The sequence below is a fragment of the Flavobacterium sp. Root420 genome, assembly GCF_001427905.1.
Classification (GTDB): domain Bacteria; phylum Bacteroidota; class Bacteroidia; order Flavobacteriales; family Flavobacteriaceae; genus Flavobacterium.
On sequence record NZ_LMEF01000029.1, the window covers coordinates 340,417 to 365,353 of the forward strand.

The following is a 24,937-nucleotide window of genomic DNA, read 5'->3' on the forward strand; positions in this document are numbered from 1 at the left end:
CTTTAAAAGGTTAGTTGAATTCCACCAGTGATAATTTTAAGGGGCGGCAAATAGCCCGGATTGGTAAATTCGGGATCGCCATCCTTGTATGGGGAAAAAGTGAGCAGGTTTTGCCCCTGGATCGAAACAGCGCATTTCACTTCTTTTAAGTGTAGGGGCACATCATAGCTCACTGCCATATTTTTGAGCCTTATATATGAGGCATCCACTATCGTGGCATCACTGAGCCCATAACGGGAATAGGCCATCACAGCCCCAAGATTGTATCCGGCGGAATAAATTTGATAAGGGCCCGGATCTCCTGGCTGCTGCCAGCTGCCCATTAGCCTTTCGGGCTGGTTGGTCATATAACCCGCCAGGCCGTTGTCAAAACTCTGGTTGCGCTGTTTGACAAATTGAAACAGAAAATCAAGCTTCCAGTTTTTGTATCGCAGCTGGTTCTGGAATCCTCCAAAATAATCGGGATTCAGGTTAATCACCGTTAGCCTGTCATCAGGGGAAGAGATCTTACCGTCTTTGTTCTGATCCTCAAACTGGTAAATTCCCAAGACCGGGTCTAATCCCGTGTAATGGTATCGGAGCTGGATGTTTAAAGGCTCTCCTATTCGGTATTTATTTGCGTAGGTAGAGCTGCCCAGATTGGGAAAAGAAAGTAGTTCATTGCGCGAAAGGCTCAGGTTAATGCTACTGGTCCAGTTAAAATCCTTAGAGGAGAAATTTACCGTCCTAAGGGTAAACTCCCATCCTGTATTCTGCACGGTGGCTGCCAGATTGGCTTGGATCAAGGGAAAGCCTGTAGTTCCTGGCAGCGGGATTCCAACGAGCTGATTCGAGGACCTGTTTTGATACCAGGCTGCTGTTATAAAAATGCGGTCTGCCAGAAAACCAAGTTCTAAAGCGGCCTCGAGTTTTTTATTGACTTCCCATCCAAAATTAGGGTTAAAGAGCCGGCTGGGCTGCAATCCTATGATATTATCATAACTGACCCCTGAGGAATTGTAGGTGTCTAAAAACTGGTAATCGCCGATTTGATCGCTGCCTGTGCTGCCGTAGCTACCCCTTAGCTTTCCAAAACTAAGCCATGAGCTATCGCTTAAAAAATGCTCATTGGAGAATACCCAGGCCAGGCCGGCGGCGCCAAAATTAGCAAATTGATTCCCTGGGCCAAAACGACTAGACCCGTCACGCCGCGCGGTAAGGTTCAGGATATAGCGATCCATGTAGTTATAATTCACTCTTCCAAAAAATGCCTGATAGCGGTAAAGGGTCTCATCACTTACAAGTACCTGCTGGTAGGTGGCAGAGGCAAGATCATAAATCAGGCTGTTGGAACTAAATCCGGTTCCGGACTGGAAAAGGCGGGAGGTATTCTGCTCTTGAAAACTTCCCCCAAAAAGAATCCCTAGCCTCCCCCCGCCAAATTCTTTTTCCCAGTTTATTTGCGGCTCTATGATCCAGGAGCTGCGTTTGGTGGTATTGAGCGCTATAGTGGAAATGGCGCTGGTACGCCCAATGGATGGATTGTATATGGTTGATGGATTGATTCGACTCTCTGAATTTTGCAGATCGGTATAGCCAAAACTGCCCTTAAGTTTTAAATTTGGCAGAATCTGGTAAGACAGGACCCCGTTGGCCAGCAGGTCCTTGGTTTTGGATACATACTGGGCCGAGAGCATGGCCAGGGGATTGTTCCAGGTCCCTTTCTCCCAATTCAAATTGCCCTTACTATCATAAAGCGCCGGGGCATTTGGAACCAGGGTGCGCGAATCGTAGGTGAAATCATTGGCAGGCTGGTTATTATTCTGAACGGTATAACCCGCTGAGAATACCAGCTGAAATTTATTGTCAGTGGACTGGTGGTTCAAATTGAACTGTGAGCCTCCTTTTTTATATAGAAAATCACCAGGAAATACCGTAGACTCGGTGTGGTAATTGCCACTTAAAAGAAACTGGGTATTTTGTGAGCCTCCGCTAAGGGTGCCCTGCAAATCGGTAATGGCGGCTGTTCCACCGATAAGCTCCTCTTGCCAGTCGGTATACCGATTTTGGTCCCAGGTGCCGTTAATGTCATAATCGCGCTTGGGATATTTGGTTCTGCCATCATTTATAAATGCCTGGCGCCGCATCTCAAGGTACTGGGAGGTATTCATGAGTTTCATAAAGCGGGTCACGCTTCCCGCCCCCGAGGAAGCGTTAAGGGTAAAGCTGGTTTTTCCTTCTTTTCCTTTTTTGGTGGTAATCAGCACCACGCCATTGGCGCCCCTGGAGCCGTAAATGGCCGTGGCATCGGCATCTTTGAGCACCTCGATGCTTTCAATAGCATCGGGGTTGATACTGTTTAGCGGACTGCTATTAAAAGTGGGATAAATGGTGGAGGTTTGTATCGAGCCAATAGGATCAGAGGCGTAAGGGACCCCATCGATGATATACAAAGGATTATTGGCCTCGGGCCTTATGCTGTTTTGCCCGCGTATTTTAATTTCAAAGCCGCCACCAGGAACCCCTGTGGTCTGGGTCACCTCGACCCCTGCCATGCGGCCCTGCATGGTGGCCAGCACATTTGTCACGGGTTGGGTCTGGATATCTTTTGAGGTAATACGGGAAATATTTCCGGTGCGCTCGCTTTCCTTTACCGAATAATATCCGGCATTGACCCGTACTTCCTGCAGCTCTGTTGTGTTGGATTGCAAGACGATATCTAAAGTTTGTTGCCCCTTGACAGGGATTATAGCGGTTTTAAAACCGATAAACGACACCATAAGGGTATCTAAGCTGCTGGCAGTGATAGAGTACTGCCCATTATAATCGGAAATCGTTCCAGAGCGGGTTTTTCCCTTTAGAGAAATGGTAACACCCGGTAAGGGACTCGTGCCATCGGTAATGATACCGTGCAGGATATTTTGCGGAGTGTTGGACTGGAGTTGCCGCAACATACTGGTTGCCAGTACAGGGGTAAAAGACAAGAAACACCCGAAAAAAAACAGGCAATAAAAAGCCTTACCACCCTTGTAAAATGAATAATTATTCATAATATTGGATTGGTTAAGTGAAACGTTAGTTTTATTAGCTAAGGTCCTCTATGCTAGTTTGCGAGACGAGTAGAGGGCCATTTTTTATGCGTAAAAGTGAATGTTTTTATGGTATCGACTACCACTTTTGTCAAATCATAGGCATAGATTTTTGTTGATTAAATCAATTAAAGTTATTGCAAGCCTAAAAAAAAACAGTGAAGATTTGGTGCTAAGAATGGAGCTGTAGATTTGCTAGAAAATATAAAAAAATGGCGCAGAATCTCAACATGTCGAATAGAGGTACTGGTATAACCCTGGAACAACAAGTGAGCCCACGCCATGGTCGTGAGCAAACCACTTATCATCTCGTTCCAATGAAAATTACCAGTTTTCTATCCGAGATTCAAAGCGAATGCTTCAAATATTTTTATATGAAGAATCGCAAATATATTAATTCATTTTTAATTGAATTGTTACAAATATATGAAAAAAAATATTTATGGTGATATATCACCATAAATATTTTTAATAAAAATCAAATATTCGTCTTTCAAATTAATGTAATATGGCTAAAGAAGAACGTTTGAAAGCTTATAAGAAAGCCTTTGGCGAAAACTTAAAAAAGATTAGAGCGGAGAAATTAAAAACTCTTAGTAAAGTAGATAGTACAACAAAGTTTGATTCTAGTAATTATCATAAATATGAAATTGGTACTGGGAACCCAACTCTTGAAACAATCGTAAGTATCGCAACGGGCCTTGGTATACATCCTAAAGAATTACTTGATTTTGATTTCGATTTAAAAAAAATTGATATTCATAAATAAGATGCTAAAAGTATCTTGTTTATTGTGCAAAAAACGGTTTATAATTATAACTATTTTTACCTTTATGATAGAAACTCCAATTATTTCTAGAGGTAATATTAAATGTATCTAAGTTTTAGCCGAGGCTAAATTATAGATTTGTTAGAAATTTTAATAGCTGTTTTTTTATCTAAATAAATAGCTTTGTTATTTACATTTGCTAAAAAAAAAAAATTCTTTAAGAGAATTATTAAGGAGCAGTATCATCCAGAACCCATCTTGTAAGTGTTTGGTTTTCGGGACTCTACAAACGTCCCAAAAAAGGGTGCACCTATAGGTGCACTCAGAAAATTGATGGTATCTAAAAGTTTCGAACCTAAACTCTCTAGAGCTTTATTTTGCTGTATTTCTATTTTTAAAAAACTACATGCGCCACGATTCTGCCACAAAACTTAGACGAGTTAAATATCTTTAAAAAGTGCCTTAACTTTTTGTGGCAGAAAAGGTATCCACTCCAAATACTATGTGCCACGATTTTGCCATAGAATCAGAACATGGACAATTGAACTAATAAGCAACTTGAACGCCTTAACTTTTGTGCCAAAAAAAGTATCCACTCCATAAAATAAAAAACCACGAATTACCCAATCTTTAAATTGTTGTAATCCGTGGTTAACTAAAAAAACTAGTTCACATTCTGTATTGCCTTACATAGTTTCAAATAATTGATTTAAAATTTATAGAAAGACATTTTTTATTAAAAAGAACCGCAAATATTGCCGCTAAAGGTAGCACCAGCTCTACTAGTAATATCTGCTTTAACTTCGGCATTATTTAATGTTAACATTGTATATGGAGGTGTAAAAGCTGTATTTTTCCCTTCTATATTTCCCTTAGTATTAAGAAAAGCATTATGGATAGAACTAACAGCGGTAAAAGTTGTAGATAAGTCGATAGGTGTGTTTACATTTTCAAAAACGCTTTCTTCTATACGAATATTAGCTTCAAAACCAGCGGCAACACATACATCGTTTCCTTCACAATTAAAATAGCTATTAACGATGTCTACTTTACCAAAACGAACTCTTGGCAGTCTTTGCTTGCAGCCATTACCCCACCAACATCTTGCAAATGTAATACTCAATTTACCTCTATCAGTAGTTTGTGTGTCGCTGGAACCAATCAGGTTAGAAAAACGGTGATCGTTCGATCCGCCTGGTCCACCAGCTTTTGGTGCTTTTAAGTACTGAAATTTAGTATAAGACACGGTAATAAAATCTGATTTGTTTTTAAAATCTAAATTACCATCTACACCGTCTCTGAACTCACAATGATCAATCCATACGTTTTGACAATCGTCAAGTACGGCATTGTCCCAACCATCTGTATCATAAGCGCCTGGTCCTTCAAAAATAAGATTTCTAATGATGATGTTTTTGCAACGAGAAATGTTCATAATCCCTGAATTGGCTTTTGTTTGATCAGTTGATACCAATTTCGCTCCACTTTCACCATACAAAGTTTTTCCTGTTTGGTCTTTAAACGAGAGTCTTCCTCCGGTAACAGCAGGAATTGTAATAGTACCTGATACTTTAATCACTTTTACTGCGGCATTTTGAAGTGCTGCTTTCAATTGAGCATAATCAGTTACTACAGTTTCTTCTGCAGTTCCTCCTCCGGTTGTTCCACCGTTTTGCGATGCCCATCCCGGAACATCATCGCAGTTACCCTCTTTGGCTGTAAGACCACTTCCTGTAGCAGTCGTAGTCGTTGCTAAAATACTGCTTTGGCCATTTTGAGGTTTAGCAATTTCTTCAGTGTTACATGCTGTAAAACCGAATGCCAGTGTTAGTAGGAACACCGAGATTGTTGATTTAATTTTCATAAATTTAAATTTGGGGTTTATAAATATTTAATAGTGCAAATCTGTGACTAATTATTTCTTTAAATGTTGAACTTATTCAACATTTAAAAAAAAAATCCAATAATAAGTCTTCTTTAAATAATTGTTAAGCCACAAAAACAGTTCGAAAAAAAAATACTTTTGCGCAATCGACTACATCGATTATTAATTCATTTAAATATTTGCGCCCCAAGTAAGAATAAAAGTAAAAATACATGTACAAGCCTGCCCTTAGATTAGATATTGAAGATAAAATTAACCTAACAGATTACGAATGGAAATGCATAGCAGAGAAAGGCGAAATTATTAAATTAAAGAAAAACGAACTTTTACAAGTTCAGGGTTCAAAATGTTCTCATAGCTTATTTATTCTAAAAGGAGCTTTTAAAACTTATATTCTGAGTGAAAAGGGAAAAGAAGTCATTATTTTCTTTTCATTTGAAAATGAATGGATCTGTGATCATGAAAGTTTTTATTATCAAAAGTTGAATACTTACAATGTTAAAGCCATTGAGGAGAGCGAAATAGTCATTTTTAATGAAGTAAATAAAATGCTATTATTAGAGCTAGTACCCAAGCTAGTTGAGTTTCATATTATAATGATCGAAAAAGTTAATTTTGCACTCCAGCAAAGGCTTTTGGATGTTTTAACTAAAACCTCTAAGCAAAGATATCTCGAATTTATAGAAAGATACCAGCATAAAATGAAAGTGATCAGTAGCAGAAATTTATCTTCATATCTTGGAGTTTCCCATGAATTTTTATCGAAGATTAAGAAAGAATCTACACAATAAATGGGTACCGATTCAGATTTGTTTCACTTTAAATGTTCTAAATGGCTGCAATAAAGTAGGGATGTTCTTTTTGTTTAATAAAACAAGTAGTTTCTTCAGAAGAAAAACAAAATTAATGTAATTTTGCATTTCTAGGCAAATAAACATTCTTGAAAAAGTATATTATCATAGTACTTTGTGGTCTGATTTTTCTTCCCTCTCTGGGAAGCATGTTTGTGTATGCTTCATTTAAATTGAATCAGCAGGAAATTGCCAGAACAATTTGTATACAGCGTAAACAGATTTTTAACTCTTGTAATGGGCGATGTGAACTGCAGAAAAGCCTAAAGAAATATTCTGATAACGAAAAACAAATGCAGGACAGCCTTAAAGAAAAATTAGAGATTGTCTATATCTGCATTAGCTCTGAAGTAACCTTTACTCTTATCCCTCTTGTAGAAGGCCAGCAAAAGGTTTTTGCTTTTTTAAACAGCAAACCGGTTCGAATTTCCTCTACTACTTTTCGCCCGCCCGCCGCTATTTTATAAATCTAAATTTCTTTTCAAATTCATTAAGAAAAATTTGTCATTGCCTTTCGCAACTTGACAAAATGACTATTGCTATGAACTAAATTAATTTTTCCGCATTCATTTGTTCTTATTAAGAGCCAAGGATTAAATTGGAAATTTAAAAGTTTTTGGCAATAGCTTTCCAAAGTTACTTACCCGCATCAAGGCATGACAACAGCTTAATTTAAGGCTGTTTGTCATACGGTTGGTAATGTTCTTACTTGAATATCGATAGAACTTTATTGATCAATCTTCATTGAAATTATACATTCAAAAAAAGTCAGTAGTTTATAGAATAATCTGCTGGATTAAATAATTAGAAATTAAAAAATATGAAAAAAATAGTTTTGATTCTTTTGTATTCTCTACTTGTAATATCATGTGAGAAAGCTCAGGAGAAACTTCCTGTTTTAGGAAATCCAATAGTAAAAGGAAATGAAACAGAGTACCCTTGTATTAAAGACTTTTCGTTTACCAATCAGGACAGCCTGAAGATAACCAACAATACCTTTGACGGGAAAATTTATATAGCCGATTTTATTTTTCTTTCATGTCCTTCTATCTGCCCGAAAATGAATACACAACTTAAAAAAGTGTACGATGTTTACAAAACCAACAATGAGGTATTGTTTCTTTCTCACACCATAGATCCGGATCATGATACTATACCGCGCCTTAAGGCATATACGGTGGATAACGGTATAAAAAAGAACTGGCATTTTGTTACGGGAAACAGGGATAGTATCTATAAAATTGCAACCCAGAGCTACTTTGCAACGGCATATCCGGATAAAAATGAGCCGGGAGGTTTTGTGCATAGCGGCGGATTTCTGCTCATAGATAAAGACAGACATGTTCGCGGGGTTTATGATGGCACTAATCCAAAGGAAACTGCAAGGCTGATTGAAGATGTGAAAAATCTTTTAGAAGAAAGTGCAGCCAAATAATAGTTCACTGATGAAAAAATGTATCACTTTATTTATTCTCATGCTGCTTGTATTTCAAAATGCAGGCAGTATCTGGATTATTGGTGATTTTTACATCAATCGCGATTATATTGCCAAGAATGTCTGTATCAACAGGTTTGATGCTATTCCAATTTGTAATGGAAAATGCTATCTGGATAATAAATTAAAAGCAAATGATAAGCAGGAACAAAAATTTCCAACTGTAACGTATAAAGAAGTACAGCTTTTTTTTGAAAGCCCTATCGGTTTTCCATTCAGAGTGATACACTTTGTGCCCAAAAAGAAATATCCGGTGCTAAAGGCTGACAGTCAAAAGTCTGATTTTATTTTTTTGATTTATCATCCTCCCAGATTCGGTTAATACTCTCGTTTAGTATTAATCATAAAATCAAAAAAATGCAACTATCAGAAATACCAGTCCATAGTCTGGGTTTATTCTCAGATGATAACAGTCATTTTTGGATGGATAATCTAATGAACCTCCTGCAGCGTTTTCCGCAGCTCGAATATCCTCACCGACAGGATTTCTTTATGCTTCTCTTTATTGATGATGCAGAAGGAGAAATTAGTATTGACAATCAGAAAATCCGAATGGATAATGCCAAGGTTATCGTCATAAAGCCGCGCTGTATCAGCAGTATAGACATCAATAGCAAAGCAAAGGGGAAAATAATCTGCTTCACGGAAGATTTTTTCTCCCTGCGTTATAACAATAACATTTTAGACCAATTTTCCTTTCTTCATGATACTTCAAAAGTATTTATAAGACTAAGCGAAGAGGAGAAGAACAAGTGGATGTATCTGCTTGAAATATTTTTTAAGGAGTTCAGGCTTCATCGAAGAGAATCGGTAAAAGTTCTTCGATCCTATCTCAATATTTTACTTTTCGATTTAGAGCGTCTTTATGATCCTTTGGGATTTGTAGTAAGCAATTCCCCGAAACAGCAAAAGATAAAAGAATTCGAGAAACTCATTGAAAAGGATTTTAAACTTAAAAAAATGCCTGCCGCCTATGCGGATCTGCTTAACGTGACGCCAAATTATCTCAACAAGATATGTAAGGAAGTTACCAATTATACAGCGGGTGATCTGATACGAAAACGTATTGTGATAGAAGCGCAAAGGCTCATTCATTTTACCAATTATTCTATAAATGAAATTGCCGATCAGCTGGGTTTTGAAAACGCGTCTTACTTTGTTACTTTTTTTAAAAGACAAACAAGTAAAACACCAGAACAGTTCCGCAGATTATCTAATCAATAAAAATAAAAAACATGTTAAACAAAAAGATTTTAATAGTTATGCTGTTGCTGTGTTTATCAGTATCAGCTCAATTTGTACAAAAACCGCTTGCTTATGACTATAATTCCGCACTAATAAAATAACCGTCACAACTAAATATTATGAAAAAAATCCTTTTAATTGTTACCATTACCGCTGTGTTAAGCTGTAATAAAAAAGAGAAAAAAGCACACCCACATGATCATCCCCATACCATGGAATCTGAAACCGTGTATAAAGATCCTAAAAACCCGCTTAATAAATTAACCTATGCCAGCAGCTTGGACTTTAGCTGTAACATGGATGTCAGCAAGTATGGCATTAGTGATACAGTTACCTACAAAGGGAAATTATACGGTTTTTGTTCAACAGTATGCAAAGAAGATTTTATGAAAAAGCCGGATGAATACCTGGCAAAAAGCCGGAAGTAATTCTAAAGGAAATAAAAAAAAAGCTAAAAAGTAACACTTTTTAGCTTTTTTTATGCGATTCTTAATAAGTTCTATTCAATGGTTTTATTTGTTTTAGTCAGGTCAAAATTTAAATTGGTATTCAATATGACTCCATTATTGTTTTGAAAAACATTTTGTCCGTTTATTTGTCTTCCCAGCTGAACGGTTTGATTGAGGTAGCCTCCTTCAATTCGTATATTTTTATTGAACCTGTAGCCTAATAAAATTCCAATTCTGTTTTGATCAAAAACGTTCATATTTACATTTTTTCCAAATCCAATAAAAATTTCGTCATAGAAAGCCAAATAGGGTGTTTTGTCTTTTATCTCATTTCCTTTTAAAGGCACTTGAACTCTTATCATATATCGAATTCTGTTTAATAACGGAAATTCGTCTTCTGTTGGCTCATTAATTGAACTGTAACGGCCTACAAATCTTTGTTCTAGCATAAATCTATGGGAGAAATCAACAATTCCCTCTTTATGATTTAGCTGAACCATTTCAAAAATTCGATGTTCTGTAAAATCTCTTCCCATCCCATTTAGAGGAATTTCTCCATATGGATAAGTTTCGATCCAGCCATAACCAACGCGGAATAATACCCTTGAATTTAAGTTATAGTTTACCCCAACCCTTAATAAACTTTGCTGCCACTGGGTAATCATTTCATTTCTGCGCCATTGGTATTCGGTATGTATTGCAAATTTTTCTGAGATTTTGAATGTTCCAAAAAAATTATACCATCCAATCGTGTTGTTTGTATTAATACGATTGTTTTGCCCGAATGTTGATTGTAACATTCCAAGCAAAAAAAAGATTGTTAGTAAATAATTTTTAATGCTCATTATTTTATAAATTCAAGACTTCCATCTGTTAAATTATAAAATACGCCAACAATTTTTATCTCTCCTTTGTCTTCCATCTCTTTAAGAATAGGGCTTTTATCACGGATTTGCGCAATAGCATAACGCACATTGTTTTCCGAAACGTGTTTTACAAATTCATCATTTTTAGAGCTTTTCTTACCTATGAAATCCTGGCTCATTGCTACAGCTGGTTTTATTTTTGAAAGCATGGCTGTAATATTGCCCAATTTTACATCATCAATTGCGCCTTTTATAGCCCCGCAGTGCTGATGCCCCATTACTAAAACTAATTTTGCACCTGACACTTTACAAGCAAATTCCATACTGCCTAATAAGTCGACATTTACAAAATTCCCTGCTACTCTTCCCACAAAAATATCACCTAAACCCTGGTCAAATACATCTTCGACTGGTACACGACTGTCTACACAACTTAACACAACTGCTTTTGGAAACTGCCCTGGTGCTGATCTTCTAGCTTGCTCACTATGGTCTCGCACAGTAGTTGTACCGCTTTGAAAACGTTTATTTCCTTCTATAAATTCCTGTAAAATGGCATCAGGGGTAAGCCTGGTTTGTTCTTCCTTGGTCATTACATGACAAATTGCAGGTTTTTGATCTTCTTTTTTAGTGGAAGTTGAGTTTGACTTTTCTGTTTTTGTTCCGTTGTTGCAAGAAACCAAAAGTACTGCTGCGAATAGCATTACCACTGATTTAAATTGATTATTCATCTTTTTTATTAAATTAAATCTGCCTACTTTGTAAAACGGTGTTCGGCATTTCCGCTTATTATTTTTTGAATACTTATATAAAACAGGAAAAGAGGTTGTTTCCCTACTTGGAAACAGCCTCTTAAATTTAAATTTTATTCTAGCTATATTTTATTTGCCCCAAAATTCATCTTCCTTAATCTGGTCGTCAGAAAAAAGCCATACCTGAGTGATTTTTTCATTAATTACCTCAAATAAATCGATACCTGTCATATCAATAGTTCTGCCATTATTCTCTCCGGTAAAATGCACTGGCATAGCTACCAAGCTGCCATTTGCCATTAATGCTCCGGTAGGTTTGATAACAAAAGTACCTTTTGTTTCAGTCATCATGCCTGTTAACATTTCTCCAGTTTCACCAGGATGATTATTGGTTCCGGAGAATTTATGATTTCCAGGTTGATGCCATTTTGAATCTGCTGAAAAAAAAGAAAATGCTTTAGGGATATCTCCTGTTCCTAACGCTTCTGAATACAATTCTACTACTTGTTTTGGAGTCATAATTTTTATATTTATAATTAATAAATTAAAGTTTGTATAATAATACCTGATTAATTAAATATTGTTTCAGAATTCTCTAATAAATAACTGCCAGTATTTTTTAGCCTAAGTATTATCATAGTTTTGAAGGACAAATTTATTACTATTCAAAAAGAAACACCAATGATCTGGTTTAAGAAAAAACATTGACCTAGGTTAAGATTCTTGCAGTCTGCTTTTACTTTTGCGGCTGCGCAGGCGGCATAAGAATTCAGGGGTAATACCCAGAAAGGCTGCGATCTGCACTTGGGAGATACGACCTTGCAGCATAGGGTAGATCTCTAAAAATGAAGTATAGCGCTCCTCTGCCGAACAACTGATAGCCTGCAGATGCCTTTGCTGTAATTTAGAGAGGTTAATCTCAGTAAGTATTCTGAATATACGATCAAATTTTGGAGCCAGCTTGTACAAAGAAATCAAATCGTCTCGGCTTATCTGTAAAACTTCCGTATACTCCAAAGCATCAATATTTATTATGGTAGATTCCAGGTTGTAAAAACTATTTATTTCTGTTATCCAGCTATTCTCAGCCGCAAACTGAAGTATATGAATTTTGCCTGCCTTATCAACCCAGTGCATGCGCGCACATCCTTTAATGATGAAATGGTAATTTTTGCAGATGTCGCCTTCCTGAAGCAGATATTGGTTTTTGCGGTATAAGCGGTAATGAAACTTCTCAGAGACAAGTTTGGATTCCTTTTGACTCAGGGGAATTAAATCGTTAAAATGCTGAAGTATAATATCGAGGGATTCTGCACTCATTATAGTATGCCGGTTTAAAAATGCAAAAATAGCTGAATTTAAATATCTTATGTTAACTAAATATTATGGTTCACAAAACAGAAGTTACTTTTGCTAGAAGCCTTTATTTTTTAATTAAGTAATTGTTTTTCAGGTGATTACATTTTAAATATTTGAATTTAAATTTAACTGTTCTTTAGAAATCTGACAATAAGGTGTATTTAACGAATCTTAGGGAGTAAAAAACTAAATTGAGCGGAATAAAATACCGTATAAAAAGTGCTGTTAACAAATCTGGCAGTAACGTTTTTTTAAACTTCCTGCTTTTTTGTTTTTAGCAGTTTCTGGATTAGTGACCGAAATTTGCCCAATAAAAACAGAATAATTTATGGACTTTCCAATTTTTCATTTAGACTGGCTCAACAATAGAATGCTTATTGCTATCATAGCCATTATTCACGTAATGATTAATCATGGTTTAGCTGTTGGTTTTATGCCTCTTATAACCTGGCTTGAACAGAAAGGGGTAAAGAACAGCGGCAGGGAGCAGATTACCAATTTAGACTGGGACAACAGGGTTTATAATATGATGAAAGTTGCTTTTATCATTACAACAACGCTAGGAGCGATGACAGGAGTTGGAATATGGTTCTCTGTTGCCCTTGTCAGTCCCACATCGATTGGAAGTTTGATCCGTGTTTTTTACTGGGCATGGTTTATAGAATGGCTTGTATTTGTTACCGAAGTGATTTTGATCATGATTTACTTTTTGACATGGAAGAGCAGCAATACATCCCTTAGGGCGAAATTATTGCACATTCGTTTTGGATGGTTCCTGAGTTTGTTCTCCTGGATTACAATGGCAATCATTGTTTCGATTTTGAGCTTTATGATGGATCCCGGTAACTGGAATACGCACAAAAGTCTGCTTAACGGTTTTACCAACCCAATTTATCTTCCGCAGTTATTGTTCAGGACTCCTACGGCCATGCTTGTAGCGGGTAGTTTTGGAATGCTGCTGGTTACCTTGTTCTTTAAAAAGGGGACTGATTTAAGACTCAAAGCTGTGAAATACGTTTCAAAATGGATCATTCTCTGGGCTCCGATATCGCTTTTAGGCGCGGTGATTTATTATAATGCCATTCCGGAGGCCATGACGGCCAATATGAGTACTGCGGTAGGTACAATGGATTTCAATAAGTACTATGATTTAATGAAGTATTTTATACTATTTGGAATAGCATCGTCTTTAATCATGGCCATTCTGGGCTTGTACAAAGCCAAATGGCTTAAAAGTTATATCGTCCTTTTTCCTGTACTGATGGCTTTTGCATATCTGGGCTTTTTCGAAAGGGTGCGTGAATTTGTCCGAAAGCCCTATGTGATTGGAGGGTATATGTATTCTAACTTATTACTGGAGGAAGATTATCCTGTTTACCAGCAGTTCGGGCTTTTGAAGAATGCCACCTATACGACTGTTACCGAAATAACTCCTGAAAATAAGATTGAAGCCGGCAGAAATGTTTTTGCAATTGCCTGCAGCCGCTGCCATACTACGCAGGGTGTCAATAGTGTTGTGTATGTTTTTGAGCGAATGTACGGAATTGGAAAGCCTTTGGATATTAATTCGATGGCCTCCTACATACCCAATATGCACAACGGACGTACTTATATGCCTCCTTTTCCAGGTACCCAGGAAGAAAGTGAAGCATTAGCAGCCTATATCCGTAACATTCAAGATAATGGTGATGTGCTGGAGGGAGCACAATCTGAAGGTGTACATGTGAGCGAGCTGCAAAACACGCAGACAGTTTTAGCAAATAAAAAATAATAAAGTTTAAAAAATGATCAATTTATATATTGCGTTACAAAATAACGTTCCGGTTCCAAAAGATATTCCGCTGCCCCTGCCAATGCCTGAATGGTTCTTTGTAGTTGTTCTGGTGCTCTCATTTCTGCTCCACATTCTTTTTGTCAATCTGATGCTCGGAGGTTCAATTCTGGCTTTGATAGCTCAGATCAAGGGGCTTAAAAATAAGCAGTACGATATACTTGCCCATGAAATAGCCAAAACGATAACGGTAAATAAAAGTATCGCCGTTGTACTGGGTATTGCGCCGCTTTTGAGTATTAATGTATTGTATACGATCTATTTTTACTCGGCAAATGCCCTTACCGGATTGATGTGGATAGCGGTAATACCGCTGGTAACTGTGGCATTCCTGCTTACTTATCTGCACAAATATACCTGGGAGACACTGGAGAATCACAAAGCGGTTCATATTTCTATTCTGGCTCTGGCAACCCTTATCTTTCTGTTTATTCCCTTTATATTTTTGACCAATATCAATTTAATGTTGTTTCCCGAAAAATGGGCAGTAGTGAAAGGCTTTGTTGATGCGCTGTTTCTGCCGAATGTTTTTCCCAGATATCTGCACTTTATCTTGTCTTCACTGGCTGTTACAGGATTATTTCTATTTTGGTACAACAGCCGAAAAAATTATCCATTTGAAGAAATATATCAAAAGTTTACCCGATATGATATTCAAAAGAAAGGTTATTCTCTTGCGCTGACAGCTTCTATTTGCCAGTTTATGATTGGTCCGTTAGTTCTGCTGACCTTGCCGTCTAAAGGGATGGGATGGAACCTGATTCTGATTATTTTCTCTGGGGTTATTTTTGCTGTTCCTGCCATGTGGATGATATGGAAGAGACTTACAGGGGAGAAGGAAAATATTGAAAAAGACTTTTATAAAATAGCACTGCTGTTGGGAATTACCGTTTTGTGTATGGGATCTGGAAGACAGATATACAGGGCAAATGCGCTGGAAAAACATCAAGAGCTGGTAAAAATTAAAACAGCAGAATTTCAAATTCTGAAAAAAGAAGCTGTAGCTAAGGTAAAAGCCCAGGAAGCAGGCGCAGCGTCGGCAGATATGACAGAGGCAGAGAAAGGCCAGAAAGTATTCAGCCAGTATTGTGCTTCCTGCCATAAAATAGATGAAAAATTAGTAGGGCCGCCAGTGTTGGAAATGGCAAAAATCTATAAAGGTAATATTGCAGATTTGCAGAAATGGATAAAGAATCCTGGAAAAAAACGTCCTGATTATCCACAAATGCCCGGTTTTGAATCTCAGCTGGATCAAAAACAGTTAGATCAGCTTGCAGAGTATATCCTCAATATCAAATAAATAATAAGAATCAGTATTCAATTTTTAACTTAAAATAAAATAATATGACTCAAGTTTTTTCCATTATGATTTTAATTTTTGTTCTTCTTGCAATTGTTTTTCTGATAAAAATAAAATCGGTTACACTGCAGCTTATAAAGTCAAAAGAAGTAAATAACAAAGAAAACCCACTAGAAAAGGATTATCAATTTATAAAGGGACTGTATTAGTTAAAAAGTGTCCATAAAAGAAGTTTCTTTTTTAAATTTTGATAGTCTGGAGTCCTGTTGATGCTGACACACACAGGGTTTCTTTTTTATTTATGGTAGACTGAAATTTTAGAGGCAAAATTGGATTATGAAATTGAAAATACCATAGCTAAAAAAAAGTTGCTTATCAAAATGGTATATATTGAAAGTGTTTTGGTACCTGATATCACTAGTCTAAGTTTTAATTTTGTCATATATAAATATTAAAAATTAAAGTAAAATGAATAAGGCATTATTATTAATTGATATACAGAAAGAATATTTTGAAAATGGGGCATTAGAACTTGTAAATCCTATTGCAGCAAGTGAAAACGCCAAGAAACTAATGGAGCATTTTAGAAAAGAAAATGGGACTATTGTTCATGTTCAGCATATATCTGGAGAAGGTGTTCCCTTTTTTGTTCAGGGTACAAAAGGAGTAGAAATTCATGAAAATGTAAAACCACTTGCAGGTGAGAAAGTGATCACCAAACAATTTCCTAATAGTTTCAGGGGGACTGATTTACTGGAATATCTTCAGTCAAAAAAAATAACACATTTGGTAATCGCGGGAATGATGACTCATATGTGCATTGATGCAGGGACAAGGGCTGCTTTTGATTTTGGCTTTGAATGCACAGTAATTGGAGATGCCTGCGCTACAATGGATCTTCATATAAATGGTCAGGATGTCAAGGCTGCAGATGTCCATAATGCTTTTTTGGCGGCACTGGAATTCTTTTACGCAAAAATTACAACAACAGAAGATTATTTGCAGTTATAAAATAAAGGGTAAATAAGGAATCACTTTTATAAAATGAGCTGTAATTTATTACTGCTCATTTTTTTGGTTTAAGTAATTTGTAAATGAAGTTGTAAATTTGTTTTAATTATAATATTCGATCATATCTTAAAAAAGTAAAAGAAACGGATTTCAATACATTAACGAATTAAAGAAAATGAAAACAGTCAAATTTCATAAAACAGAATGTGGTGTTGAAATGCTTCTTAATGTACTGCACGGCGATATGCTGAGTGAGAGATATTTGGAGCGCGATACTTACAATACTGATTTTTTTGAAATATTGCTTTTTAAGACTGCGAAGGGCTCCCTGATTTTAAATCAGCAGAAAATCAATATAACTGACAATACAATTATTTTTATTTCTCCTTTTCAAAAAAGGCAATGGACTTTGGAGAAAGAGGGTTTGGATTTTACAGTTCTGGTTTTCAAGGAAAATTTTCTTAATGACTTTTTTTCAGATAAATTCTTTACCTACCGCCTTTTGTATTTTTATCAGTTGAATTATGCTTTAAATATTGGTATTGAAAAAGAGGAGCTTCAAAAAGCACTTGACCAGCTTATGGAAATCAAATCTGAGCTTGTGAATAGCAGGACAGATAGCATTCATATCATACGGTCTCTTACTTATTACCTGCTTTTGAAATTTAATAGAATATATGCTGATGCAAATAATCTTTCGATTGACAGGGCAGAAAATAACTTTGCTTATCAGTTTAAGCAGTTACTGGAAATACATATCAGGCAGAAGCAGCGGATTGACTATTATGCAGATTTATTAAATGTGAGCAGGATTACAATTAATACTTATGTAAAAAAGCAGTTTAATGTTACCGCGACAGAGCTTTTGAAACAGAGACTTCTTTTTGAGATAAAAAATGACCTGATACATTCCGGAAAAACTATTGCTGAGATTGCCTATGATCTTCATTTTTCAGAACCCGGACATATGATGCGTTTTTTTAAAAGCCAGACAGGAATAACCAGCAGCCAGTTCCTATCAGATTACCAAAATGGTATATTTTCATAGTATTTTTAAGGCTGTTACAGAATAGGATAAATCTCCAAGATTGCTATATTTTAAATAAAAGTTTATGTCATGGCAATTTCAATACATATAAATCTGCCTTGAGGCAGTCAATTTTTTAATATGATCAAAAAATACAAATCCAATAAGATATATTACCAAAGTACAATAGCACTTGCAGGGCCTGTTGTAATTTCTCAGTTGGGGCATACCCTGGTACAGACTCTCGATACAGTTATTATAGGGCATTATGCAGGAACTATATCATTGGCAGCAGTCTCGCTGGTTCATTCTGTTTTCATGGTAGTTTTGGTCATTGGATTAGGGGTTGCCTACGGGTTGACACCTTTGATTGCACAGGAAAACGGAAAATCAAATTTTAAGGAATGCGCGGAGCTTCTGTCAAACAGCTTATGGCTTAATGTCGTAGCTGCAATTATTCTTTTTTTAGTAGTCTATTATGGTTCTATGTTTGCGATACAACATACAGATCAGGATCCTCAGGTAGTAAAAACAGCAAAACCTTATTTACTTATTTTAAGTTTGTCTATCCTGCCTTTAATGATATTTCAAACTTTCAAACAGTTTGCGGAAGGGTTGGGTTTTACAAAGCAAGCCATGTCTATAACGATATGGGGAAATGTACTTAATGTAATTATCGCAGTGATTCTGGTAAAGGGAATGTTTGGGATTGAACCAATGGGAGTTCGGGGTGTAGGAATTGCAACGTTGATAGATCGGGTTTTAATGATGCTGGTCATGATGTTATATGTACTTCGGTCAGAGAATTTTAGAGTTTATCTAAAGCATTTCTCGGCTAAGTTTGTTGATTTTTCGAAAATTGCGAAAGTGGTAAAAATAGGATTACCTGTAGCGATGCAGTATGTATTCGAAATAGGGGTATTTGCAGTTGCCGCTTTAATGGCTGGTCATATAAGGCGCAATGGAACAGGCTGCACATCAGACAGCAATTACCCTTGCCGCAATGACTTACATGATGGCAGGAGGAATTGCATCGGCTGCAACTATTAAAGTCGGAAATAGTTTTGGAAATCAAAACTACAAAAGACTCCAGAGGTTTGCTTATGCGTCCTATCATTTAGTTATCATTTTTATGCTGTTTTTTGCTGTAATTTTTACACTCTTTAATCAATATTTACCTTACTTAATAACAAATGATATAAATGTTGTAGCACTTGCTGCACAATTATTGATAATTGCCGCAATATTCCAGCTCTTTGATGGTACTCAGGTAGTCGGACTCGGAACATTAAGAGGAATGGGAGATGTAAATATTCCAACTTTTATAACCTTTGTTGCTTATTGGATTATTGGCCTGCCAGCTGCCTATATTTTAGGAATTCATTTGAATGAAGGAGTAAAGGGAATCTGGTATGGTTTGACTCTGGGTTTGTTAACATCATCTGCCTTACTGTATTTAAGATTCCGATATGTAATGAAAAAAACATTGGATAATAATCTACAAGACAATATTAATCTCTTAATATAAATCCAATGAACGTACAAACAAAATAATTTTTAAATATTGTAAATGAAGGTATCAGTATTTTTATTCCAAAAGAAGACATTATTTTTTATTTGTAATGTTGACTATTCTGATTGCGATACTCTCCTGGAGTAAGACTCACTATTTGTTTGAATATTTTTGAAAAGTGGGGTAAGTTTGAGAATCCGGTGTCTAAAGCAATTTCCAAAAATGTTTTATCACTGGTTGCAATGAGGTATTGTGCTCTTTCGATTTTTTTTTCATGGATATAGTTTAAGGGCCTTTGTCCTGTATGGGCTAGAAATTGTTTGGAAAAATAGTCCTGATTCTGATTGACTCTTCTGGCTAATTGAGCGACCGTAATATTTTCGTTCAAGTGAAGCTGTACATAACTCATCGTATCTAATATTTTAGAAGATGTAATCTGTTGTTGGCTTGAACTAAAGTCTCTAGTGCTTAGAAACCTGGAAATTAATTGAAGAAGAATGCCCTGATTTTCAAACTTAAGTTGCGTTTTTATTGAATTATTCAGCAAACGGTATTCTTTATAAAAGGCTTCTTTTTCATATACTTTTGGATTGTCTGATCTATTAATTCCTCTTCCGGGATTATTTTGCAGCATTTTTTTAATAAGGACTACATCAAGTTCTGTAGCAGCTAATTTTATCACTTTTCTATTATTGTTGAACAAAGAAATCCCATCAGGAGATTCTTCAAAAAACTGAATAAAATATTGGCTCAAATAGACTTGACAGTTCAGATTACAAATTGTAAAACTGGGAACAAGATAAAGATTGCCTGGCTCTAAAGTCAAGCAGTTTGAATTGTCGGAAATAAATCCAATTCCATCATCTATATAATAAATTCGATAATAGGGGCTTATTACACTATTATAATTCCAATTATGATCGAGTTTTACATAATCAATATGCAATAATGAAAAGGAATATTTAAAAGTACTGTTGGACATAATGACATTATAATTATGAAATATCGTTTTTGAATAATAAAAGGTCGTCTTTGAATAATTAATCCTAAAGGTGTATATTTTACATTTGTTTTGTTGTATTGATGTAAATTAAAGTAATAAAATAATAATAATTAAATTTTATCCTTAAATGTTTATGTGATATTTATTTTGTTAAGAATTTACAAATATTTGTAGCTGAATTCTAGCCTGTTTTTTAGCTGTAATGTGCAAAAAGACAAATCTCTTTATGCTACCCGTAATGGCCTGGCCGGAAAGTGGTACTGTAATTATTAAAAATTTATGAAAATATAATCCACATCATACAGAAAAAATAAGACAAATAAAACTAGTTAGTGCAGGCGAACAACCGAAGTTCAAACAGGATTCAAATGGCCTTGAAGTATATTTTCCAAATCAAAAACCGGAAACTTCTTATGGGAATGCTATGGAAATTATATGAAGTTTAAGTTCATATACTTAAAGGTTATATATTAAATAAAGAAAAAAATAATGAAACGAATAAAGATATTATTTATCCTTCTTATGCCAATGTTATGTATTGGGCAGGTAGTAAAGAGCTATAAAAAATACATGGATAAAGTAATTATAACCCTTGATAAGGCCCGCTTTATTTGAGTCCCTTAACCGAAAATGCCGTAAGGGTTCAGTATGGTTTGGAAATGAAAAGTAATTTGCCCGAGTTGGTTTTTACTTCAATAGTTAATATACCCGAATTTAAGGTTTCTGAATCGAAGGCAAAACTTGAAATCACTACATCAAAAATGACTGTTGTAGTAGATAAAAAGAGCGGGGCATTATCGTATCGTAAGTATGAAGGGAAGCTTTTTTTAAGTGAAAAACCAGACGGTCTATGAAGAATTTAATAGAGACAAATCTTTTCAACAAGCACTCCCAGGAGCAAAGGTGGGGAGAAATGGTTGCCTATGGAGCACATATTTAAATTAGAATGATTTTTAATGCTTTTATTAAATTATTCAAGTTGCTAGTTTAGAATGTTCATATATAAAATTTATGAAGCAATGCGCTGTAAAAAAGCTTCAGATAACAAATAATAGAAATAAAAAAATGAGAACAAAAATTTTATTCACGCTTTTATCCCTACTTCAGTTTAGTGTTTATGCTCAGGATAAAAATCCTATGCCAGCTATACCTGCTTCATTACCTATAAATAGTGTGAAAATGGGAGATTTGGAAACATTTTCTGAGGTAAAATTAGAACTACCTATTGCAAAAGGACCTTTTGAGCCAACATGGGAATCAATAGAGAAAAATTACCCTGGTGAGCCTGCATGGCTTCGTGAGGCAAAGTTTGGTATATGGGTTCATTTTGGACCACAAGCTGCCGGGGAAAGTGGTGATTGGTATGCACGTAATCTTTATAAGACAGATAAAAAGGCTTATGAAAATCATGTAAAAAGATATGGACATCCTTCGGAAGTTGGATACAAAGAAGTTTTGCGTGATTGGAACCCTACAAAGCTTGATCCGGAGAAACTTACAAAAATTTATCAAGATGCAGGTGCTCGTTTTTTAATGATTCAAGGAGTGCATCATGATAATTACGATTTATGGAATTCTAAATACCAGCCTTGGAATTCAGTAAATATTGGCCCTAAAAGAGATTTGATTGGCGAATGGGCAAAAGCCTGTAAAGCAAACGGAATGCGATACGGAGTAACTTTTCATCACGAGTACACATGGTGGTGGTGGCAAACAGCATTTGGAAGCGATAAAGAAGGCCCTAAAAAAGGAATTCCTTATGATGGTTATCTTACCCTTGCTGATGGTAAAGGGAAATGGTGGGAAGGATACGATCCAAAAATGCTTTATGGTATCGATTTAAGAGAATACAAAGGAGTAGAAGAAAAAGCACATACTGAATGGTCACCACCACCGGCAGGAATATTTAGTAATCATTTAGGATATGCTAAATGGTATGCAACAAATTGGGCTTTAAGAATGATGGATGTTGTAAAAAATTACGATCCTGATTTTATTTATACTGATGGCACTGTTCAAGGACCATTTACAGGAGATGGAACAGGAACAGGTTTAAAAGCCAATGCGATGCAAAGCGTTATAGCTGATTTTTACAATACTAGTTTACAGCGCCGCGGTGAGGTAAATACTTTTAGCATTGTTAAGTTTCGCCATAATACTAATGGTACAGTAAATACTGAGGAGTTTGGTATTCCTTCAGAGATTAAAAAGGACCAACCTTGGATTGCTGAAGCTCCGGTAGGAGATTGGTTTTATGCTCCAGACTTTACTTATGATTCAGGTATGATGATCCGTTATATAATTGAAGCTATAGCACGTGATGGAAATGCTGCAATATGCATTTCTTTATTGCCCGACGGTTCAATTAATGAAGAGAGTCAAAAGATGCTGAAAGAAGTAGGAAACTGGATGCGGATTAATGGAGAAGGAGTATATGGAAGCCATGCATGGGTAATTCCAGCCGAAGGAGAAATGGAAAATGGAAAATTAAAAATGCTTCCTGGAGGAAAATTGGGTAGTAGTCAAGCTGAATTTAAGTTTGATTCACAGGATATCCGATTTACAGTTGGAAAAAACAATAAACTGTATGCCTTTTGTATGAATGTACCAGCTCGGAATACTCAAATAAAAATTAAGTCTCTTGGTACAGATGCAAAGCATTATGGTAAGAAAGTCAAAACGGTTAAGTTGTTAGGTTACAAAGGAAAGTTAAAATGGAAAGAAACAGCTGATGGTTTATTGATAATTTGCCCTAAGAATATGCCATTTGCTACAGCTATTGTTTTTGAAATTGAGTAAAAAATTAGGTCTTATACTGAAAAACTGTAATTAATTGTTAGATCCTGTTTAAAAATGTAAAATAAAAACCATTATGGGCTAAAGAAACCGATTGAAATTAGTCTTTTTAGTGATTAAACAATACAAAGATGTATCCAACTATTTAACAGAAACCCAGTGGCAATGTATACAAAAAACTTTAGATTTAGGTAATAGAAAACACAAACATAGTTTACGATTAATTTGTAATGCTGAAAATACAGGGCGTTTAGATTTTTTAAGAAATTGAAGTAAAATTTATCAAACGACAAAAAAGCCTGAAAAATCAAGATTTTTCGGGCTTTTGCTTTAACCTTGTAGCCGGAACGGGATTAGAAACTCTTGACAAAAAAACTAAAATAAACAGCGTATAATATATTCGAATCTAAACGTTGTAAGCCTGTAAATACTTATTTATAATTTTGAAAAAAGCAATGTGCCACGATTCTGCCAAAAAAATTAAATGTGAATTTCTTTTTTAGATTTCATTTTTCTCCTGTTCAAAATTTGCTAATTCTTTGTTGACTTCTTCTAGTAATTGCTGCTCGTTTGGAAGATATAAATGATACTGGCTTGCAATAATATTTTTGTTGCTTTCGGGTAATGTGAATTTAACTACACCGTCATTTTTATTAGCACAAAGTAATATTCCAATTGTAGGATTTTCATTCTCATTTTTTTCAATACGGTCATAATAGTTAACATACATCTGCAATTGCCCAATATCTTGATGTGTAAGCTTATGTGTTTTGATTTCTATTAAAACAAAGCATTGAAGTAATCTATTATAAAATACCAGATCTACAAAAAACTCATCTCCATCAATATGAATTCTTTTTTGTCTTGCAACAAAAGAAAAACCATTTCCTATTTCCAATAAAAACTCCTGAAGATGTGTTATGATGGCCTGTTCGAGATCTTTTTCATAATACGCAGCTTCGCGTTTTAAGCCTAAGAATTTCAAATACATCGGGTCTTTAATAATTTCTCGGGCATCTGAAGGCAACTTTTCATTTTTAGCAACTGCCATGACACTTTCTTTATCACTGCTCATTAAGAGGCGTTCATATAAACTGCTGTTTATTTGACGCTCCAATTGTCGGGACGTCCAATTGTTTTTTACGCTTTCAGCAATGTAAAATTCTCTTTTTTCTTGATTATCAATTGATAATAAGAACTTGTATTGTGTCCAGCTCAATTGTGTCCGCAGTGCGGACACAATTGGAAAAGTCCTGTAAAATTGACGATACCAGTTTAATTGGCGGTATGAAAATCCACTGCCATACTCGGGTTGTAATTCTTCTGCGAGATATTTAATTAAGTAAGCTCCGTAATCCGCTCTCTCTTTCCCCTGTTGCTCTTCCTCGAAAATACGTTTTCCAATTGTCCAATACATTTTGGTTCTTTCATTATCAACAGTTTTATTGCGTTCTCCCTTGAACTCGCAATTATTGCCTTTATATCAGGAATTATGGATTGGTTTTGAAGCATTTTTTTTTAAGTAAGGAAGTTAGTTGTAGTTTGCAAACATACAAAAAAGTAATAAAAACAGATAAAATCAAATAGGTTGTTACTAAATAAATATAGCTGATTACTTGTAAATATGTGGTTTTTAAGTATTTGTGTTGTTTTATTCAAGAGCAGAATGTCTTTTGGAAGTGTTGTAGAAATTCTTGATATAACCAATCACTGATTA

Annotated in this window: 23 protein-coding genes; 15 read left to right on the forward strand and 8 right to left on the reverse strand. The window is 35.6% G+C overall.

Annotated features, from left to right (window positions below; all coding sequences use genetic code 11):
* Positions 1 to 2: 2 nt before the first annotated feature.
* Positions 3 to 3,029: a SusC/RagA family TonB-linked outer membrane protein gene (locus ASC72_RS15855; protein ID WP_056192697.1), complete on the reverse strand. Its 3,027-nt coding sequence runs from the start codon at positions 3,027 to 3,029 to the stop codon at positions 3 to 5.
* 547 nt (positions 3,030 to 3,576) lie between these two features.
* On the opposite strand from ASC72_RS15855, the gene ASC72_RS15865 reads away from it, so the two are divergent.
* A complete protein-coding gene (locus tag ASC72_RS15865; protein WP_056192702.1) occupies positions 3,577 to 3,837 on the forward strand; it encodes a helix-turn-helix domain-containing protein in 261 nt (86 codons plus the stop codon).
* 736 nt (positions 3,838 to 4,573) lie between these two features.
* Here the strand turns inward: ASC72_RS15865 and ASC72_RS15875 are convergent.
* Positions 4,574 to 5,701, reverse strand: a complete 1,128-nt coding sequence (locus ASC72_RS15875; RefSeq protein ID WP_056192709.1) for a polysaccharide lyase family 1 protein — start codon at positions 5,699 to 5,701, stop codon at positions 4,574 to 4,576.
* 233 nt (positions 5,702 to 5,934) lie between these two features.
* On the opposite strand from ASC72_RS15875, the gene ASC72_RS15880 reads away from it, so the two are divergent.
* The 6 genes from ASC72_RS15880 to ASC72_RS24280 all read left to right on the forward strand — a co-directional run bounded on the left by ASC72_RS15880 (position 5,935) and on the right by ASC72_RS24280 (position 9,741).
* Positions 5,935 to 6,513: a Crp/Fnr family transcriptional regulator gene (locus tag ASC72_RS15880; protein ID WP_056192713.1), complete on the forward strand. Its 579-nt coding sequence runs from the start codon at positions 5,935 to 5,937 to the stop codon at positions 6,511 to 6,513.
* Positions 6,514 to 6,662: 149 nt separating this feature from the next.
* Positions 6,663 to 7,040, forward strand: a complete 378-nt coding sequence (locus ASC72_RS15885; protein WP_241775724.1) for a hypothetical protein — start codon at positions 6,663 to 6,665, stop codon at positions 7,038 to 7,040.
* 353 nt (positions 7,041 to 7,393) lie between these two features.
* The gene (locus tag ASC72_RS15890) at positions 7,394 to 8,008 is read left to right on the forward strand and encodes an SCO family protein (protein ID WP_056192717.1); all 615 of its coding nucleotides are present in this window, start codon (positions 7,394 to 7,396) and stop codon (positions 8,006 to 8,008) included.
* Positions 8,009 to 8,018: 10 nt separating this feature from the next.
* Entirely contained in the window at positions 8,019 to 8,390 is a 372-nt protein-coding gene (locus tag ASC72_RS15895) for a hypothetical protein (RefSeq protein ID WP_056192719.1), read from the forward strand.
* Positions 8,391 to 8,425: 35 nt separating this feature from the next.
* Positions 8,426 to 9,292, forward strand: coding sequence for a helix-turn-helix domain-containing protein (locus ASC72_RS15900; protein ID WP_056192724.1), 867 nt, complete (start codon positions 8,426 to 8,428; stop codon positions 9,290 to 9,292).
* 140 nt (positions 9,293 to 9,432) lie between these two features.
* Positions 9,433 to 9,741, forward strand: a complete 309-nt coding sequence (locus tag ASC72_RS24280; RefSeq protein WP_056192726.1) for a YHS domain-containing protein — start codon at positions 9,433 to 9,435, stop codon at positions 9,739 to 9,741.
* 71 nt (positions 9,742 to 9,812) lie between these two features.
* Here the strand turns inward: ASC72_RS24280 and ASC72_RS15910 are convergent, their stop codons facing one another.
* The 4 genes from ASC72_RS15910 to ASC72_RS15925 all read right to left on the reverse strand — a co-directional run bounded on the left by ASC72_RS15910 (position 9,813) and on the right by ASC72_RS15925 (position 12,700).
* Entirely contained in the window at positions 9,813 to 10,607 is a 795-nt protein-coding gene (locus ASC72_RS15910; RefSeq protein ID WP_056192731.1) for a DUF2490 domain-containing protein, read from the reverse strand.
* A complete protein-coding gene (locus ASC72_RS15915; RefSeq protein WP_056192734.1) occupies positions 10,607 to 11,359 on the reverse strand; it encodes a carbonic anhydrase family protein in 753 nt (250 codons plus the stop codon). Before ASC72_RS15915 ends, ASC72_RS15910 begins: the two co-directional genes overlap by 1 nt.
* Before the next feature lie 150 nt (positions 11,360 to 11,509).
* Positions 11,510 to 11,899: a nuclear transport factor 2 family protein gene (locus ASC72_RS15920; protein ID WP_056192738.1), complete on the reverse strand. Its 390-nt coding sequence runs from the start codon at positions 11,897 to 11,899 to the stop codon at positions 11,510 to 11,512.
* A 195-nt stretch (positions 11,900 to 12,094) separates the two neighbouring features.
* Complete coding sequence (locus tag ASC72_RS15925) at positions 12,095 to 12,700, reverse strand: Crp/Fnr family transcriptional regulator (protein WP_056192740.1); 606 nt, start codon at positions 12,698 to 12,700, stop codon at positions 12,095 to 12,097.
* Between the two features lie 367 nt (positions 12,701 to 13,067).
* On the opposite strand from ASC72_RS15925, the gene ASC72_RS15930 reads away from it, so the two are divergent.
* The 6 genes from ASC72_RS15930 to ASC72_RS24290 all read left to right on the forward strand — a co-directional run bounded on the left by ASC72_RS15930 (position 13,068) and on the right by ASC72_RS24290 (position 19,436).
* Positions 13,068 to 14,510: a cytochrome c gene (locus ASC72_RS15930; RefSeq protein ID WP_056192743.1), complete on the forward strand. Its 1,443-nt coding sequence runs from the start codon at positions 13,068 to 13,070 to the stop codon at positions 14,508 to 14,510.
* A gap of 13 nt (positions 14,511 to 14,523) precedes the next feature.
* Positions 14,524 to 15,870: a c-type cytochrome gene (locus tag ASC72_RS15935; RefSeq protein WP_056192747.1), complete on the forward strand. Its 1,347-nt coding sequence runs from the start codon at positions 14,524 to 14,526 to the stop codon at positions 15,868 to 15,870.
* A 468-nt stretch (positions 15,871 to 16,338) separates the two neighbouring features.
* The gene (locus ASC72_RS15940) at positions 16,339 to 16,881 is read left to right on the forward strand and encodes a cysteine hydrolase family protein (protein WP_056192750.1); all 543 of its coding nucleotides are present in this window, start codon (positions 16,339 to 16,341) and stop codon (positions 16,879 to 16,881) included.
* Positions 16,882 to 17,056: 175 nt separating this feature from the next.
* Positions 17,057 to 17,929 carry an AraC family transcriptional regulator gene (locus ASC72_RS15945; RefSeq protein ID WP_056192753.1) on the forward strand — a complete coding sequence of 291 codons (873 nt, stop codon included), beginning with the start codon at positions 17,057 to 17,059 and terminating at the stop codon, positions 17,927 to 17,929.
* A 120-nt stretch (positions 17,930 to 18,049) separates the two neighbouring features.
* The gene (locus ASC72_RS24285) at positions 18,050 to 18,958 is read left to right on the forward strand and encodes an MATE family efflux transporter (RefSeq protein ID WP_256380483.1); all 909 of its coding nucleotides are present in this window, start codon (positions 18,050 to 18,052) and stop codon (positions 18,956 to 18,958) included.
* Positions 18,870 to 19,436, forward strand: coding sequence for an MATE family efflux transporter (locus ASC72_RS24290; protein ID WP_198528514.1), 567 nt, complete (start codon positions 18,870 to 18,872; stop codon positions 19,434 to 19,436). The genes ASC72_RS24285 and ASC72_RS24290 overlap by 89 nt, the downstream gene beginning before the upstream one ends.
* 85 nt (positions 19,437 to 19,521) lie before the next feature.
* Here ASC72_RS24290 and ASC72_RS15955 read toward each other — a convergent pair whose 3' ends face one another.
* Positions 19,522 to 20,403: an AraC family transcriptional regulator gene (locus tag ASC72_RS15955; RefSeq protein WP_056192756.1), complete on the reverse strand. Its 882-nt coding sequence runs from the start codon at positions 20,401 to 20,403 to the stop codon at positions 19,522 to 19,524.
* Positions 20,404 to 21,035: 632 nt separating this feature from the next.
* Here ASC72_RS15955 and ASC72_RS15960 point away from each other — a divergent pair.
* Together ASC72_RS15960 and ASC72_RS15965 are read left to right on the forward strand one after the other, a co-directional pair.
* A complete protein-coding gene (locus ASC72_RS15960; protein ID WP_082564326.1) occupies positions 21,036 to 21,278 on the forward strand; it encodes an alpha-glucosidase domain-containing protein in 243 nt (80 codons plus the stop codon).
* Positions 21,279 to 21,489: 211 nt separating this feature from the next.
* Complete coding sequence (locus ASC72_RS15965; RefSeq protein ID WP_056193573.1) at positions 21,490 to 23,223, forward strand: alpha-L-fucosidase; 1,734 nt, start codon at positions 21,490 to 21,492, stop codon at positions 23,221 to 23,223.
* A 496-nt stretch (positions 23,224 to 23,719) separates the two neighbouring features.
* Here the strand turns inward: ASC72_RS15965 and ASC72_RS15970 are convergent, their stop codons facing one another.
* Positions 23,720 to 24,637: a YhcG family protein gene (locus tag ASC72_RS15970; RefSeq protein WP_241775725.1), complete on the reverse strand. Its 918-nt coding sequence runs from the start codon at positions 24,635 to 24,637 to the stop codon at positions 23,720 to 23,722.
* Between the last annotated feature and the right edge of the window lie 300 nt (positions 24,638 to 24,937).

What these genes read in the sequence shown, in the direction of transcription:
- ASC72_RS15930 (WP_056192743.1), top strand. Translation starts at nt 13,068, where the DNA reads ATGGACTTTCCAATTTTTCATTTAGACTGGCTCAACAATAGAATGCTT.
- ASC72_RS24290 (WP_198528514.1), top strand. Translation starts at nt 18,870, where the DNA reads ATGGAACAGGCTGCACATCAGACAGCAATTACCCTTGCCGCAATGACT.
- ASC72_RS15965 (WP_056193573.1), top strand. Translation starts at nt 21,490, where the DNA reads ATGAGAACAAAAATTTTATTCACGCTTTTATCCCTACTTCAGTTTAGT.
- ASC72_RS15940 (WP_056192750.1), top strand. Translation starts at nt 16,339, where the DNA reads ATGAATAAGGCATTATTATTAATTGATATACAGAAAGAATATTTTGAA.
- ASC72_RS24285 (WP_256380483.1), top strand. Translation starts at nt 18,050, where the DNA reads ATGATCAAAAAATACAAATCCAATAAGATATATTACCAAAGTACAATA.
- ASC72_RS15910 (WP_056192731.1), bottom strand. Translation starts at nt 10,607, where the DNA reads ATGAGCATTAAAAATTATTTACTAACAATCTTTTTTTTGCTTGGAATG.
- ASC72_RS15935 (WP_056192747.1), top strand. Translation starts at nt 14,524, where the DNA reads ATGATCAATTTATATATTGCGTTACAAAATAACGTTCCGGTTCCAAAA.
- ASC72_RS15970 (WP_241775725.1), bottom strand. Translation starts at nt 24,637, where the DNA reads ATGTATTGGACAATTGGAAAACGTATTTTCGAGGAAGAGCAACAGGGG.
- ASC72_RS15915 (WP_056192734.1), bottom strand. Translation starts at nt 11,359, where the DNA reads ATGAATAATCAATTTAAATCAGTGGTAATGCTATTCGCAGCAGTACTT.
- ASC72_RS15895 (WP_056192719.1), top strand. Translation starts at nt 8,019, where the DNA reads ATGAAAAAATGTATCACTTTATTTATTCTCATGCTGCTTGTATTTCAA.
- ASC72_RS15865 (WP_056192702.1), top strand. Translation starts at nt 3,577, where the DNA reads ATGGCTAAAGAAGAACGTTTGAAAGCTTATAAGAAAGCCTTTGGCGAA.
- ASC72_RS15925 (WP_056192740.1), bottom strand. Translation starts at nt 12,700, where the DNA reads ATGAGTGCAGAATCCCTCGATATTATACTTCAGCATTTTAACGATTTA.
- ASC72_RS24280 (WP_056192726.1), top strand. Translation starts at nt 9,433, where the DNA reads ATGAAAAAAATCCTTTTAATTGTTACCATTACCGCTGTGTTAAGCTGT.
- ASC72_RS15955 (WP_056192756.1), bottom strand. Translation starts at nt 20,403, where the DNA reads ATGTCCAACAGTACTTTTAAATATTCCTTTTCATTATTGCATATTGAT.
- ASC72_RS15920 (WP_056192738.1), bottom strand. Translation starts at nt 11,899, where the DNA reads ATGACTCCAAAACAAGTAGTAGAATTGTATTCAGAAGCGTTAGGAACA.
- ASC72_RS15875 (WP_056192709.1), bottom strand. Translation starts at nt 5,701, where the DNA reads ATGAAAATTAAATCAACAATCTCGGTGTTCCTACTAACACTGGCATTC.
- ASC72_RS15880 (WP_056192713.1), top strand. Translation starts at nt 5,935, where the DNA reads ATGTACAAGCCTGCCCTTAGATTAGATATTGAAGATAAAATTAACCTA.
- ASC72_RS15890 (WP_056192717.1), top strand. Translation starts at nt 7,394, where the DNA reads ATGAAAAAAATAGTTTTGATTCTTTTGTATTCTCTACTTGTAATATCA.
- ASC72_RS15900 (WP_056192724.1), top strand. Translation starts at nt 8,426, where the DNA reads ATGCAACTATCAGAAATACCAGTCCATAGTCTGGGTTTATTCTCAGAT.
- ASC72_RS15855 (WP_056192697.1), bottom strand. Translation starts at nt 3,029, where the DNA reads ATGAATAATTATTCATTTTACAAGGGTGGTAAGGCTTTTTATTGCCTG.
- ASC72_RS15945 (WP_056192753.1), top strand. Translation starts at nt 17,057, where the DNA reads ATGAAAACAGTCAAATTTCATAAAACAGAATGTGGTGTTGAAATGCTT.